The organism is Lapillicoccus sp. (assembly GCF_046595215.1).
GTDB lineage: Bacteria > Actinomycetota > Actinomycetes > Actinomycetales > Dermatophilaceae > Lapillicoccus.
The window spans coordinates 1-13,779 of sequence record NZ_JBKJPP010000144.1 but is presented as its reverse complement, the minus strand read 5'-3'; the positions used below and the strand labels follow the sequence as shown (position 1 = coordinate 13,779).

The 13,779-nt window shown below is 71.5% G+C and carries 15 protein-coding genes and 1 tRNA gene; 4 read left to right on the top strand and 12 right to left on the bottom strand.

From position 1 onward, the window contains the following. Positions 1 to 341 precede the first annotated feature (341 nt). From ACLL9L_RS12960 to ACLL9L_RS12950, 3 genes are all read right to left on the bottom strand, one after another. Complete coding sequence (locus ACLL9L_RS12960; RefSeq protein ID WP_411285075.1) at positions 342 to 485, bottom strand: hypothetical protein; 144 nt, start codon at positions 483 to 485, stop codon at positions 342 to 344. A 99-nt stretch (positions 486 to 584) separates the two neighbouring features. Further along, positions 585 to 1,808, bottom strand: a complete 1,224-nt coding sequence (locus tag ACLL9L_RS12955) for a CaiB/BaiF CoA transferase family protein (protein ID WP_411285074.1) — start codon at positions 1,806 to 1,808, stop codon at positions 585 to 587. After that, on the bottom strand, positions 1,805 to 3,142 hold the full coding sequence (locus tag ACLL9L_RS12950) for an MFS transporter (RefSeq protein ID WP_411285073.1): 1,338 nt from the start codon (positions 3,140 to 3,142) through the stop codon (positions 1,805 to 1,807). The genes ACLL9L_RS12955 and ACLL9L_RS12950 overlap by 4 nt, the downstream gene beginning before the upstream one ends. A 127-nt stretch (positions 3,143 to 3,269) precedes the next feature. On the opposite strand from ACLL9L_RS12950, the gene ACLL9L_RS12945 reads away from it, so the two are divergent. Beyond that, positions 3,270 to 3,971, top strand: coding sequence for a FadR/GntR family transcriptional regulator (locus tag ACLL9L_RS12945; RefSeq protein ID WP_411285072.1), 702 nt, complete (start codon positions 3,270 to 3,272; stop codon positions 3,969 to 3,971). Between the two features lie 125 nt (positions 3,972 to 4,096). Here ACLL9L_RS12945 and ACLL9L_RS12940 read toward each other — a convergent pair whose 3' ends face one another. Beyond that, entirely contained in the window at positions 4,097 to 5,470 is a 1,374-nt protein-coding gene (locus ACLL9L_RS12940) for a cystathionine beta-synthase (RefSeq protein WP_411285071.1), read from the bottom strand. A 90-nt stretch (positions 5,471 to 5,560) separates the two neighbouring features. On the opposite strand from ACLL9L_RS12940, the gene ACLL9L_RS12935 reads away from it, so the two are divergent. Further along, positions 5,561 to 6,721, top strand: a complete 1,161-nt coding sequence (locus tag ACLL9L_RS12935) for an SGNH/GDSL hydrolase family protein (RefSeq protein ID WP_411285070.1) — start codon at positions 5,561 to 5,563, stop codon at positions 6,719 to 6,721. Positions 6,722 to 6,857: 136 nt separating this feature from the next. After that, positions 6,858 to 8,081, top strand: coding sequence for an acetyl-CoA C-acetyltransferase (locus ACLL9L_RS12930; RefSeq protein WP_411285069.1), 1,224 nt, complete (start codon positions 6,858 to 6,860; stop codon positions 8,079 to 8,081). Between the two features lie 34 nt (positions 8,082 to 8,115). Here the strand turns inward: ACLL9L_RS12930 and ACLL9L_RS12925 are convergent, their stop codons facing one another. The 3 genes from ACLL9L_RS12925 to ACLL9L_RS12915 all read right to left on the bottom strand — a co-directional run bounded on the left by ACLL9L_RS12925 (position 8,116) and on the right by ACLL9L_RS12915 (position 9,528). Next, positions 8,116 to 8,391, bottom strand: coding sequence for a hypothetical protein (locus tag ACLL9L_RS12925; RefSeq protein ID WP_411285068.1), 276 nt, complete (start codon positions 8,389 to 8,391; stop codon positions 8,116 to 8,118). A gap of 81 nt (positions 8,392 to 8,472) precedes the next feature. Further along, entirely contained in the window at positions 8,473 to 9,354 is an 882-nt protein-coding gene (locus tag ACLL9L_RS12920) for a Bax inhibitor-1/YccA family protein (protein WP_411285067.1), read from the bottom strand. Between the two features lie 100 nt (positions 9,355 to 9,454). Further along, positions 9,455 to 9,528 (bottom strand) — tRNA-Leu (locus ACLL9L_RS12915). A 557-nt stretch (positions 9,529 to 10,085) separates the two neighbouring features. On the opposite strand from ACLL9L_RS12915, the gene ACLL9L_RS12910 reads away from it, so the two are divergent. Then, positions 10,086 to 10,499: a GNAT family N-acetyltransferase gene (locus ACLL9L_RS12910; protein ID WP_411285066.1), complete on the top strand. Its 414-nt coding sequence runs from the start codon at positions 10,086 to 10,088 to the stop codon at positions 10,497 to 10,499. Here ACLL9L_RS12910 and ACLL9L_RS12905 read toward each other — a convergent pair. From ACLL9L_RS12905 to ACLL9L_RS12885, 5 genes are all read right to left on the bottom strand, one after another. Then, the gene (locus tag ACLL9L_RS12905; RefSeq protein ID WP_411285065.1) at positions 10,490 to 11,026 is read right to left on the bottom strand and encodes a peptide deformylase; all 537 of its coding nucleotides are present in this window, start codon (positions 11,024 to 11,026) and stop codon (positions 10,490 to 10,492) included. The genes ACLL9L_RS12910 and ACLL9L_RS12905 overlap by 10 nt on opposite strands. An 84-nt stretch (positions 11,027 to 11,110) precedes the next feature. Continuing rightward, positions 11,111 to 11,635: a glycine cleavage system protein R gene (locus tag ACLL9L_RS12900; protein WP_411285064.1), complete on the bottom strand. Its 525-nt coding sequence runs from the start codon at positions 11,633 to 11,635 to the stop codon at positions 11,111 to 11,113. After that, positions 11,632 to 12,507: an inositol monophosphatase family protein gene (locus ACLL9L_RS12895; RefSeq protein WP_411285063.1), complete on the bottom strand. Its 876-nt coding sequence runs from the start codon at positions 12,505 to 12,507 to the stop codon at positions 11,632 to 11,634. Before ACLL9L_RS12895 ends, ACLL9L_RS12900 begins: the two co-directional genes overlap by 4 nt. Continuing rightward, positions 12,500 to 13,243: a glycerophosphodiester phosphodiesterase gene (locus tag ACLL9L_RS12890; protein ID WP_411285062.1), complete on the bottom strand. Its 744-nt coding sequence runs from the start codon at positions 13,241 to 13,243 to the stop codon at positions 12,500 to 12,502. Before ACLL9L_RS12890 ends, ACLL9L_RS12895 begins: the two co-directional genes overlap by 8 nt. After that, the coding region (locus ACLL9L_RS12885; RefSeq protein WP_411285061.1) for a TOBE domain-containing protein at positions 13,240 to 13,779 on the bottom strand (540 nt) is incomplete at its 5' end. The genes ACLL9L_RS12885 and ACLL9L_RS12890, both read right to left, overlap by 4 nt.

The window sequence follows — 13,779 nt, the reverse complement described above, 5'->3', positions numbered from 1 at the left end:
TGCTCCTTTGCGGGTGATGGACCGGTTGACCGGCGCGTGACCCAAGCCACAACGTCCGTTCCAGGGCTCACTCTGCCCGAGCCGATCGGGCTTGGCGAGCCCGAATGGGCCCCGGAGCTGGCCCGGTCGGTGCCCGCATATCGCCCGCAATTGGGTCTCTTCGTGACACCTCGGCGGCTGACCTGCCCGTATGGGGAACATTGGGGCCCGTTTGATGCCCGAGTGGCTATCCGCGTTCGTCGGGCCCGGGTGCCGCGCGCAGACCTTGGGCGGGCCCGACCGGCTGCCCACGGCATCGGGTGAGAGGCTGTCCCGAAGCGGATCGGCCTCCGGTCTGGGCCTCAGTCGAGGTGCATCGCCGAGCAGCGCGCGCTGTCCATCGCTTCCCGCGCGGAGCGGCTGACGTGGCCGACGAGGTCACCCAGACGTTCTGGCGCCACTGCGGCGGTCTGCTCGACCAGAACCTGGGGCTCGTCCTCGGCCACGCTCGAGCCGTCGGCGGTCAACTCGGCCAGAGCCCGCTCGGCTCCTTCATCTGTGCCGACGTCGATCTGAGCGTCAGGAGCGCACCCGTGCCGACCCGGTCATCGCACCGCCCCGTCGGCGAGCAGCCGGCCGATCTCGTCCTGCGACAGACCCAGTGCCGCAAGCACTTCGCTCGTGTGTTCGCCCTGGGTGGGACTCGCGTGCCGCAGCGTGGTGGGCGTGCCGGACAGCTTGATCGGCGAGCCGAGGGTGCGCACGCGCCCCTCCACCGTGTGCGGCAGGTCGACGACCATCTCGCGCGCCTGGATCTGGGGCAGCTCGAGGGCCTCGGCGACGGTGTTGATCGGCCCGACGGGGACGCCGGCCTCGGTCAGCAGATCCGACCACTCGACCGCCGAGCGTGCGGTCAGGGCCGCGCTGATCAGCGGCAGCAGGACGTCGCGGTTGGTGACGCGGTCGGGGTTCGTCGCGAACCGCGGGTCGTCGACGAGCTCGTGCAGGCCGAGCGCCGACGCGAAACGGCGCCACAGCCCGTCGTTGCCGACGGCCACCATGATCTCACCGTCGCCGGTCGAGAACCCTTGGTAGGGAACGATGTTGGGGTGCGCCGATCCGAATCGCCCCGGCGTCACGCCCGAGGCGAAGTAGTTCTGCGCCACATACGTCAGCCACGAGACCTGTCCGTCGAGGAGTGAGACGTCGACGTGCTGGCCCACCCCGGTGCTCTCGCGCGACCACAGCGCCGAGAGGATCCCGATGGTGACCCACATGCCGGCTCCGAGGTCGGCACCGGCGATGCCGAAGCGCACCGCCTCGCCGTCCTTGACCCCGGTGACACTCATCGCACCGGACATCGCCTGGGCGATCGCGTCGTAGCCCGCACGCCCGCTCAACGGACCGGTGTGGCCGTAACCGCTGACCGACCCGTAGACCAGCCGCGGGTTGCGGGCCGACAGCGCGGCATACCCGAGCCCGAGCCGCTCCGCCGTACCCGGTCGGAAGTTCTCGAGCACGATGTCGGCGGTGTCCGCGAGTCGCAGCACGATGTCGAGCCCCGCCCCGCTCTTGAGGTCGACCGAGAGCGAGCGCTTGTTGCGGTTGACGGAGTGGAAGTACGCCGCGTCCTCACCCAGGAACGGCGGCCCCCAGTGCCGGGTGTCGTCGCCGCCCTTGGTGTCCTCCACCTTGATGACGTCGGCCCCGAGGTCGGCCAGGATCATCGACGCGAAAGGTCCCGAGAGGATCCGCGTCAGGTCGAGGACCCGGATCCCCCGCAGCGCGCCAGCGCGTTCCACCCACGCGCCGGTGCTCTGCTCGGTCATCCCTTGGCGCCCAGCGGTGCGTCGACATCGGCCTCCGCGGCCTCCTCCGCATTCAGCTGGGTGCGCGGCATGAGGATGAGGGCCGCGAAGGCGACGACGCTGCACCCGACGATGTACCAGCTGATGCCGGTGCTCGACTTGGTCTTCTCGAGGATGAAGGCCGCAATGAGCGGGGCGGGTCCACCGGCGATGACCGAGGCGAGCTGGTAGCCGATGCCGGCGCCGCTGTAGCGCAGGTTGGTCCCGAAGCTCTCGGCGATCAGCGCGGCCTGCGGGCCGTACTGGATGTCGTGGAAGAGCAGCGACAGCACGATGGCGAGCAGCACGAGCCCGGAGTTCTTCGAGTCGAGCAGCCCGAAGTAGGGGAACGCGTAGAGCGCCGTGCAGACGATGCCGATGCCGTAGACGAGCCGGCGGCCGAACAGGTCGGACAGGTGGCCGAACAGCGGGACGCTGATCAGGCCGAGTCCGGCGGCGACGAGCGTGTCGTTGAGCAGGTCGCCGCGAGGCAGCTTCAGGACGCTGGTGCCGTAGGTGAGGACGAAGGTGATGAAGATGTAGAACGGGGCCTGCTCGGAGAGCCGGATGAACGCCGAGGTGAGGATCTCCATCGGGTGCTCCTTGAGGACCTGGATGAAGGGCTGGCGCACCACGGCCTTGGCCTCTTTGACCTCGGTGAACTGGGGGCTCTCCATGACTCGCAGGCGCACGTAGAGGCCGATGAGGACGAGCACGAAGCTCGCCAGGAACGGCACCCGCCAGCCCCAGCTGTCGAAGTCGGCCGGGCTGAGGACCGACGTCATCAGCTTGATCATCCCGGTCGAGAGGAGCAGGCCCAGCGGCACGCCGAGCTGGGGGAAGCTCGCCATCAGGCCGCGGCGCTTCTTGCTGCCCCACTCCATCGACATCAGGACCGAGCCCCCCCACTCGCCGCCGACGCCGATGCCCTGGGCGATCCGCAGCAGCACGAGGAGGATGGGCGCCGCGACGCCGATGCTGGTGAAGCCGGGCAGGAGGCCGATGCAGAACGTCGCCACCCCCATGAGCACCAGGGTCGTCACGAGGGTCGCCTTGCGCCCGACGCGGTCACCGTAGTGCCCGAAGATCGCGGCTCCGACCGGGCGGGCCGCGAAGCCGACAAAGAGGGTGCTGAAGGACGCGAGCACGCCGGCGAACTCCGAGCTGCCGGGGAAGAACAGCTTGGGGAAGACCAGCGCCGCCGCCGTCCCGTAGAGGAAGAAGTCGTACCACTCGACCGTCGTGCCGATGGTGCTGGCGATGACGGCTCGGCGCCGGTGGACGGCGTGGCTGCCGTCCGCTGCCATGGATGTCATGGATACCTCCGCAGGAGAAGTGGCTCAGCCACTTGGCCACTCGGCCAATGGTCCGTTATCTTGGACCCACCCCGCGGGGGTGTCAAGGGTCTGCCACGATGCGCTGACGCGGGCGCGAGGAGGACGAGTGAGCGACGAGCTCCGCCCGGTCGCGCGCGGCCGCCTCTATGAGCTGGTCATCGAACGCCTCCGGGCCCACGTGGTCTCGGCCGACCTCGTGCGGGGGTCGCGGTTGCCTGCCGAGCGCGATCTCGCCAGGCGGCTCGGGGTCAGCCGCTCCTCCGTCGCGCAGGCGATCGTCGCCCTCGAGGTGCAGGGCCTCGTCGAGACCCGGCACGGCGGTGGGGTCTACCTGCGCCGGGACACCCTCGAGGTCGAGCCGGTAGCCGACCTCGTGGCGCGCAAGCAGCTGCTCCCTGACGTGCTCGACGCCCGGGACGCGCTGGAGACCAAGCTGGCCCAGCTCGCAGCGACCCGGCGGACCGACGACGACCTCGAGCGGATCGAGGGCGCCCTGCAGGTCATGCGCGCTCAGGTCCGGGCCGGCGAGCCCCCGATGGAGGGGGACAGGCTCTTCCACACGGCGGTCGTCCAGGCGGCCCACAGCAACCTGCTCGCCGCCTTCTACGACGAGATCCGCTCCGAGATCGCCACGAGCCGGTCGGAGTCGCTGCGCCAGCCGGGCCGGCCCGAGCAGTCGCTCGCCGACCACGAGCAGATCGCCGACGCGATCCGGGTCGGCGACCCCCGGGCCGCCGCCGCCGCGATGCACCTGCACGTCGACCACGTCAGTCGGGTCCGCCTGCTCAGCTGGGACCCCGCGGGCTGAGCGTCGGCGCACCGACCTCCCCCGGTATGCCGTGCAGCCGGGGGAGGTCGGTGCGTCGTAAACGCCGTGGCGTCGGTGTCGTCGTGGAGCCGCGGTGCCGTCAAGCCGGCCGTCCGGCATACGGGTCAGTCGCTGAGGAAACCGAGCAGGTCCGCCCGGGTGAGCACCCCGATGGGGTTCCCGCCGTCGATGACGAGGACCGCGTCCGCCTTCTCGAGCTCGTGGCGGGCGATCGCGACCTTCTCGCCGGAGCCGACGAGCGGAAGGCCCGGCTCCATGTGCTTCTCGACCGAGTCCGCGAGGTGGGCCTGGTTCGTGAAGAGCAGCTCGAGGAGGGTGCGCTCGCTGACCGCGCCCGCGACCTCACCGGACATCACCGGCGGCTCGGCCTTGACGACGGGCATCTGCGAGACGCCGTACTCGCGAAGGATGTCGATGGCGACGCGGATCGTCTCGTTGGGGTGGGTGTGGACGAGGGCGGGCAGCTCACCGGACTTCGAGCGGAGCACGTCACCGACGGTCTTCTCGCCGTCCGTGTGGAGGAAGCCGTAGGAGCTCATCCACTCGTCGGAGAAGATCTTCGACATGTAGCCGCGGCCCGAGTCGGGCAGGATCACGACGACGACCGCGTCTGCGGGCAGGTCCCGGGCCGCCCGCAGCGCCGCGACGACGGCCATCCCGCAGGAGCCGCCGACGAGCAGGCCCTCCTCGCGGGCGAGGCGGCGGGTCATCGCGAACGAGTCCGCGTCGGAGACGGCGATGACCTCGTCGACGACCGACGGGTCATAGGCCGGCGGCCAGAAGTCCTCACCGACGCCCTCGACGAGGTAGGGCCGGCCGCTCCCGCCGGAGTAGACCGAGCCCTCGGGGTCGGCTCCGATGACCTGGACCGCGCCGCCGGAGACCTCCTTGAGGTAGCGACCGGTCCCGGTGATCGTGCCGCCGGTGCCGACTCCCGCGATGAAGTGGGTGACCCGGCCGTCGGTGTCGGCCCAGATCTCGGGACCGGTCGAGGCGTAGTGGCTGTTGGGGCCCTCCGGGTTGGCGTACTGGTTGGGCTTCCAGGCGCCCTCGATCTCGCGCACCAGGCGGTCGGAGACCGAGTAGTAGGAGTCGGGGTGGTCCGGGGGGACGGCGGTCGGGCAGACGACGACCTCGGCGCCGTAGGCCTTGAGGACGTCGCGCTTGTCCTCACTGACCTTGTCGGGGCAGACGAAGACGCAGCTGTAGCCACGCTTCTGGGCGACGAGGGCCAGACCGACACCGGTGTTGCCCGAGGTGGGCTCGACGATCGTGCCGCCGGGCCCCAGCTCCCCCGACGCCTCTGCGGCGTCGATCATCCGCAGCGCGATGCGGTCCTTCACGGAGCCACCGGGGTTCATGTACTCGATCTTGGCGAGGACGGTGCAGGCGATGCCCGAGCCGTCCAGCACCACGGAGGAGAGCTTGACCAGGGGGGTGTTCCCGACGAGTTCGGAGATGTGCTCTGCATACTTCACGCCGACATCCTCTCAGATGCTGGACACCCCGGCGCGACGGCGGTCCGGCACCTTTCCCGGCACCTGACCCGGCATCCAGACGTTAGCGTCATGCTGGAGCGGGACACCGCCAACGTGGAAGGGACGCAGATGGGACGGGCACGTCGAGCTCGCCGGATCGCCCAAGCCGCCGCCTACGGTGGCGGCTTCGGGGTGGCCGGGATCGGGGCCCTGGGCGTGATGGGCTACGGCCTGATCAAGGTGGAGGCCCGGCTGGCACGCCGCCTCGTCGGTCAGCCGTTCGAGGGCGCCCCCGAGGACGACGGCCGCTACGGCGCGGGCATCGGTGAGCCCATCCAGCTGCTCGTGCTCGGCGACAGCTCGGCCGCCGGGATGGGCGCCGACACCCGCTACGAAACCCTCGGCGCGATCCTCGCCAGCGGGGTCTCGGCCTTCAGCGGCCGTCCCGTGCGCCTGACCAACGTCGCCGTCATCGGCGCCGAGTCGAGCGATCTCGACATGCAGGTGGTCAACGCCCTCGACGCGGTGCCCCACCCCGACGCGGCCGTCATCCTGGTCGGAGCCAACGACGTCACCCACCGGATCGACAAGTCGATCGCCGTTCGCCACCTCGAGGGTGCGGTCCGCGTGCTGCGGGAGGCCGGCGCCGAGGTCGTCGTGGGGACGTGTCCCGACCTCGGCACCCTGCAGCCCGTGGCCCAGCCACTGCGGGCGCTCGCCCGCCGGTGGAGCCGGGACCTTGCCGCTGCCCAGACCGTCGGCGTCGTCGAGGCCGGGGGGCGCACCGTCTCCCTCGGGGACCTCATCGGGCCCGAGTTCGCCGAACGACCCCTCGAGATGTTCAGCCAGGACCGCTTCCACCCCTCGGCCGCAGGCTACGCGCGGGCCGGCGCAGCGATGCTGCCGTCCCTCTGCGCCGCCCTGGGCCTCTGGGGAGAGGACACGCCCCTGGTGCCGAACCGCGGTCGCGGCGACACCGTCGCAGCCGTCTCGAAGGCGGCGACCGTCGCCGTCCTCGAGCCCGGCACCGAGGTCAGCCCGACCACGATCGGCGGTCAGGCCCGCGGTCCGCTGGGTCTGTGGGCCGTGGTCCTCCACCGGGTGCGGCGGCCGCTCCCCGACCAGGCCGCCCCCGACCCCGACCGGGCGGCCCCCGGCCCCACGGAGGTCATGGGGGTCACGGAGGGCGCGGACCCGGAGCCTGCCGAGGTGGCGCCGTCCCAGGACGCCGGGGACACCAGGTCTGGCTAGCGCTGCCCAGCGAGAGCGCACTGCCTGGGAGAGAGAACCGTCTGGAGAGAGCGGGCACGTGGCCGTGAGGTGGCCCCACGGCATACCATCGACGGGTTGCTGAGCGCCCGCTCACCCCGCCGTCCAGGAGGACCCCGTGACCGAAGCCGTCATCGTCTCGACCGCCCGCACGCCGATCGGCCGCGCCTTCAAGGGGTCGCTGAAGGACGTCCGCCCGGACGACCTGTCGGTGGGTGTGATCTCGGCATTGCTCGCCAAGGTCCCCGACCTCGACCCGAGCCTCGTCGAGGACCTCTACTGGGGCTGCGCCGAGCCGTCCGGCAAACAGGGCTCCAACCTCGCCCGCGTGATCGCCGTCCTCTCCGGCCTCGACCACCTGCCCGGCGCGACCGTCAACCGCTTCTGCGCCTCGAGCGTCCAGACGACCCGGATGGCCTACCACGCGATCAAGGCCGGCGAGGGCGACGTGTTCATCTCCGGTGGAGTCGAGTGCGTCTCGTCCTACGCCCGCTTCGCCGGCGCGGGCGGTTCGGCCGGCGACGACCAGAACCCCGTCTTCGCCGAGGCCGTTGCCCGCGGGGTGGCCACCGCCGCCTCCAACGAGACGTGGACCGACCCGCGCGAGCAGGGCCTGCTCCCCGACGTCTACCTCGCGATGGGCCAGACCGCCGAGAACGTCGCCACCTCGCGGGGGATCTCCCGCGAGCGCCAGGACGAGTGGGGCGTCAGCAGCCAGAACCGCGCCGAGAAGGCCATCGCCAACGGGTTCTTCGAGCGCGAGATCGCCCCGGTCACCCTCGCCGACGGCACCGTCGTCAGCACGGATGACGGCCCACGCCCCGGGGTGTCGTTGGAGGCCCTGCAGGGACTCAAGCCCGTCTTCCGCGAGGACGGCACCGTCACCGCCGGCAACTGCTGCCCCCTCAACGACGGCGCCGCCGCCGTGCTCGTCATGAGCGACACCAAGGCCAGGGAGCTCGGCCTGACGCCGCTGGCGCGCGTCGTCGCGACGGGCGTCTCCGCACTCTCGCCCGAGATCATGGGCCTCGGCCCGGTCGTCGCCTCCCACCAGGCCCTCGGGCGGGCCGGCATGACCATCGCCGACATGGACCTCTACGAGATCAACGAGGCCTTCGCCGCGCAGGTCCTGCCCAGCGCCGACGACCTCGGCATGGACTTCGACAAGCTCAACGTCAACGGCGGGGCGATCGCGCTCGGGCACCCCTTCGGCTCCACCGGTGCACGGATCACCACGACCCTGCTCAACGGGCTCCGGGCCCACGACGGCCAGTTCGGCCTCGAGACCATGTGCGTCGGCGGCGGCCAGGGCATGGCCATCATCTACGAGCGCCTCAGCTGATCGGCTCCGCCGGGCCCACGCCGTCGGCGTCCTCTCAGCCGCGCGCGGTCAGCGCCCTGCGCACCTGCGCGAGGCGCGGCACCAGCTGACCGGCCTGCTTCGTGGTCCCACTGGCGCACCAGTCGTGGACCATGACGCTCAGCTGGTCCATGAGGACGGCCGGCCCGAGGTCGGGCACGAACGACTCAGCCCCGGGATCGCCTCCGCGGGAGGCTGAGGCCTCGGCGGCGAGCGCCTGCACGAGGATGCGGACGGCGGGGGCACACGAGCGCGCGCGGTCGAGCGGCAGCTGTTGCCACCGCTCGACCACGCGCCGGAGTTCTGCCGAAACCTCCCCGGGGACAGGTGATCTCGGTGCCATCATCTCAGTTGCGAAGGCGAGCCAGAAGGCTCAGTCGCGAAGGCGAGCCAGGAGGCGCAGGATCTCGAGGTAGAGCCACACCAGCGAGACGATGAGTCCGTGCGCGAGGAGCCACGAGTACTTCTGCGGCACGCCCGCGCGGACCGCGGTGTCGATCGAGTCGAAGTCGATGGCGAGCGAGTAGGACGCCAGGCCCACGCCGAGGACGGAGATCCCGAGGCCGAGGATCCCGCTGCCGCCGAAGCCCCATCCGCTGGTCCACCCCGCCATGAGGCTGACGACGTTGACCAGGCTGAAGAGCAGGTAGCCCATCGCGGCCATGCCGAAGATCCGACGGGACTTGCTCGTCACCTTGATGATGCCGAACTTGTAGCCCGCGAACATGCCGGCGAAGGTGGCCATCGTCGCGACGACCGCGGTGGCGACGATGCCGGGGTAGTAGTTGTTCATCACCTGGCTGAACGCGCCGACGAAGGCGCCCTCCAGCACGGCATACAGGACGATGAGCGGCACGCTGATCGTCTTCTTGAACGCGATCGCAAGGCCGATGGCGAGGCCCCCGAACATGCCCGCCAGCCAGATGGGCGTGGTCAGCCCGGGGTTGCCCTTCGTGAGCACCCACGTGGTGCCGGCGGCGACGAGCAGCAGCGCGAACAGGCCAAGCGTCTTCATGATGACGTCGTCGAAGGTCAGCCGACCGGTCTGGAGGGGACCGGCAGACTGCTGCTGGTACATCCCCTCGAGCTGCTGCTGGGACATCCCGTCCTGGATCGCGCCGAACCCCGGCTGGGAGGAGCCCGCCCGGGGCCGGCCCTGCTGAGCCTGCTGGGGCTGCTGCCGGTCGAACCCGGCATACCCGCCCTGCTTGAGCTGCTTCTCGATCCGTGAAAACACCGGGTTGTTGCCGGCCATGGCGCCTCCGCACTCTCTGGTGTCCCTCAGCGGGCACCTTTCACAAGGTTATGCGAACGACGGACCCAATTGGTTCCCCTGGCCGGGGCGGAGCCGTGGGTGCCCCCGACGAGATTCGAACTCGCACTGGGGCGATTTTAAGTCGCCTGCCTCTGCCGGTTGGGCCACGGGGGCGGCCTCAACTCTAGCCAGGGCGTGCTCACCGCCGCAATCCGCTGGTATGCCGGGACGTCGCCTTCTCCGTTCGTCCTCCATGGACGCCACGTCGGTGCGGTCTCTCGGCTTCGGACCGACGTGGCGGTGCTCCGACGGCGCGGGAGCACGATCTGCGACCGCGGCGACCACCTCGTGGTCCGGACCGACGACAACCCGAGCTTCTGGTGGGGCAACTTCCTCCTCCTGCGTTCGGCGCCGGCGGCGGGGGAGACCGGCGCGTGGGTGCGGCGCTTCGAGGAGGAGTCCCCGACGGCCCGGCACCGTGCCTTCGGGATCGGCGACCCGGGCGCCGGACCCGTTGGGGTTGCGGGGTTCGTGGCCGCCGGATACTCGATCGGGCTCGGCACGGTGCTGACAGCGGCGGCCGTCGCGGCGCCGACCCGGCCCCACGCCGGGGCCTGCTGTCGAGCCCTGGACGGAGACGCCGACTGGCAGCAGCACGTGGAGCTGCAGGAGATCGTCCACGGCGACCCGACCCACGGCGCCCGACGACCCGTGCCGAAGCCATCCCCTTCATGGCGGCCCGCGCCGCGATGCGCCGGCGGATCGTCGACTCCGGACAGGGGGTCTGGTTCGGCGCCTTCCTCGAGGGGCGCCTCGTGGCCCAGCTCGGGCTCGTGGCGGCCGGGGCCGGGGTGGCCCGGTTCCAGGACGTCGAGACCCATTCGGCGTTCCGGCGGCAGGGTTTGGCCGCCACGCTGGTCCACAGGGCGAGCGCGACCGGCTTCGGCCCGCTGGGGGGGACGCTGGTCATGGTCGCCGATCCCGACGACGAGGCCATCCGGGTCTCTCGGGGGCTGGGGTTCGTGGAGGCGGAACGCCAGCTCGGCGTCGACCGACCGACCGGCCGCCTGAGCGGCGGCCCCGCGTCAACCGTGCGGCTCGGCGTGGGCGGTGGGCCCCCGGTGAGGCGTGGGCCTCACTGGTAGGTGCGGCGGGGGTGGACCGCGCCCGGGCCCGCGACCCGGTCGAGGAACAGCAGCCCGTTGGTGTGGTCGATCTCGTGCTGCAGGGCCACCGCCTCGAACGCATCGGTCTCGACCTCGACCCACTCCCCCGTCACCGGCAGCTGCCCCCGCACGGTGAGTCGTCGGGCCCGCCCGACGTCCCCGGTGAAGTCCGGCACGGACAGGCACCCCTCCCTGCCGCGCTCCTTCCGGGTGGCCGAGAGGACCTCGGCGTTGCACAGGACGAAGACCCCGTGGGTCGTGCGCGTCTTCGGGTGCCCCGTGACGTCGACGCTGAACACGCGCCAGGCGACGCCGATCTGCTGCGCCGCGAGGCCGACGCACCCCGGCGAGACGGCCTGGGTCGCCACGAGGTCGGCCGCGAGCTGGATGACGCTCGCCCCGGCGGGGTCGACGTCCGCGCCGCGGGTGGACAGGACGGGGTGGGGCGCCACGACGACCGCCAGCACCCGGCCCGGCGGCAGCCAGGGCATCGTCCACTCACCCATGTCGGTCGTCGTTCACAGTCCGGTCGTGGTTCACAGCCAGGTCATGAACCACGGTCCGGTCGTGGCTCACGGTCCGGTCGTGGCTCACAGCAGGTCGTCGTCCACCGGGCTGAGGTGCACCTCGACGCCGAGGCGCTGGGCAGCGCTCGTGAGGGCTGCCTCGAGGACGGCCGGGGTCACCGAGGCGGGGAGCGCCAGCTCGGCCGTGAGGATGTAGAGGCCGCGCCCCAGGCGGGTGCCGAGGTCGACGATGTTCCCTCCGTGCTCGGCGACGACGCGGGTGATCTCGGCGACGATCCCGGGCCGGTCGGCTCCGTGCACCCGCAGCGTGTATGCCGCCCCCGGCCGGTCGTGGACCTCGTGGTCGGGCAGCAGGCGTGCCTCGACGACGAGGTCACCGTCCGCGGTGAGGGAGGCGAGCGCCGACTCGACCTCGGCCGCCGAGTGGGTGGTCCGGACGAGCACGACCATCGCGAAGTGCCCGCGCAGCAACGTCATCGTCGAGTCCTCGAGGTTGCCGCCGAGGCCCGCCAGCACGGTCGTCAGGTCGGCGACGATGCCCGGACGGTCGTCCCCGAGGACGGTGACGGCAACGATCTGCTCGCTCATGCGCCCAATCTAGTGGGAGGGCTCTTCCCGTCGCCTGCGCAGGTGGCCAGCGCCCGGAGCTCTCCGGCGACTCCCGGCGCGGCCACGACGAAGGGTCCGACCTGCGGCCACACCGTCTCCCGACCCCGCGCGTCCAGGATGGTCGCCCCGGCCTCGCGGCAGATGAGCAGGGCGGCGAGGTGGTCCTCGGGGTGGAACTGACCAATGACCGCTCCCGCCGCCCGACCGGCGCCCACGCTGGTCACGGTGAGGGTCCCCGACCCCATGATCCGCGTCGTGCACATCTCGCGTGCCAGGGCGTCGAGCATCGTCAGCATGCCCGCCCACGGGGTGTGGGCCGCCCACTCGGTCAGGACGACGGCGCCGGCCAGATGCCCCACGTCGGCGACCCGGACCGGCTCGTCGACGCCGTCCGGACCGCGGCGGAAGGCCCCGCCGCCGCGGGTGGCATGGAAGATCTCGCGACGCCACGGGTCGGCGACGACGCCGATCTGCGGCATCCTCGCGAAGGCCAGCGAGAGGGAGAAGGACGTCCAGGGCAGCCCGGCAGCAAGGTTGGTCGTCCCGTCAACGGGGTCGCAGTACCACGTGGGCCCGCCGCGGCTCGTGCCACCGAGCTCCTCCCCCACGACGACGTGGTCGGGGAAGGCCCCGCTGATGTGGTCTCGGACGGCACGCTCGGTGGCGAGGTCGATGTCCGTCACCGGGTCGGCTGCGTGGGCCTTGGTCCGCACTTCCCCGCGGGGAGTCGAGTGCATGATCTCGATGGCCAGGTCGGCCGCCTCGAGGGCCACCCGGAGCGCCTCGGCGCTCGAGACCCGGGCACCGCCAGCACGGCCGGACGGCTGGGCCTGCGCAGCGGTCTCACTCACCGCGGACCACCTCGAGCAGCGCCTGGATCCGGTTGCTGATCATCGCGTCGACGCCGCCCTCGACGAGTCGCCGCATGTCTGCGGCTTCGTCGACGGTCCAGCAGGACAGCGCCAGCCCCTTGCGCCGGGCCCAGTCCCGACCGCCTGCCTCGACGGCCGTCCAGTGCGGGTTGAACGCCTCGGGTCGCAGGGCCTCGACGAGCTCGTCGCCCGGCGGCCCGCCACGGGCCTCCTCGCCCCACGAGAGGAAGATCCGGGCGGTGGGGTCGGTCGCCCGCACCTCGCGCATGCCGTCCGTGTCACCGCACCAGATGACCTGGCTCGGGCGGAGGTGACCGGCGTCGACGACCTGCTGCACGGCATACCGGGCCGCGGTGACCCACTGGGCGCTGTCCATGTCGATGAGGACTGCCGTGCCCGTGCCGTCGAAGAGCCGCAGCGCCTGCTCGAGGGTGGGGATGCCGAGCCCGACGGGCGAGCCCGCGCCGACCGCCGCGACCTCGCCGGCAGTCATCGTCCAGATGTCCCGGTCGACCTCCCAGAGCCGGGTGAGGCTGTCGTCGTGGAGGACGACGCTGACCCCGTCACTCGTCGTCTTGACGTCGATCTCGACGATGTCGGCGCCGGCCTCGATGGCCGACCGGATCGCCGGGACGGTGTTCTCCCGGAAGGAGATCGGGTCGCCGCGGTGGGCGATGGCGAGCACCCCAGCGCCGCCGACGACACCATCGGTCACAAGAGCGCGCCGTCGCGATAGACCAGGGCCCGGCGGAACCGTATGGGCACCGTGCCCTCTGTCGTCACCGAGTCACCGTCCACGTAGGCGCGAAGCGAGGTCTCACCGAGCTCGAGCACCATCTCGGTGAAGTGGCCGCGGGGGATGACCCGGGTGACCCTGGCCGGAGCGCCCTCTCCCCCGACGATGACGTCCTCGGGCCGCACCGAGATCGTGTCACCGTCCCGGGACGCGGCCGACGCCTCGAGGTTGCTCGACTCCACCGGGACGCGGGCGCCCCCGACGAGGACCGTGGACCCGCTGCCGTTGCGGTCGAGGGAGCCGGTGAGGGTGTTCGTCGCCCCGACGAACCCGCCGACGAACGTCGTTGCGGGAGTGCGATAGAGGTCGAGGGGAGCGGCATACTGCTCGATCCTCCCGCCGTTCATCACCGCGACGCGGTCGGAGATCGACAGCGCCTCGTCCTGGTCGTGTGTGACGACGACGGTGGTGATGCCGAGCCGCTGCTGGATCTCGCGGATGTCCTCCCGGACCCG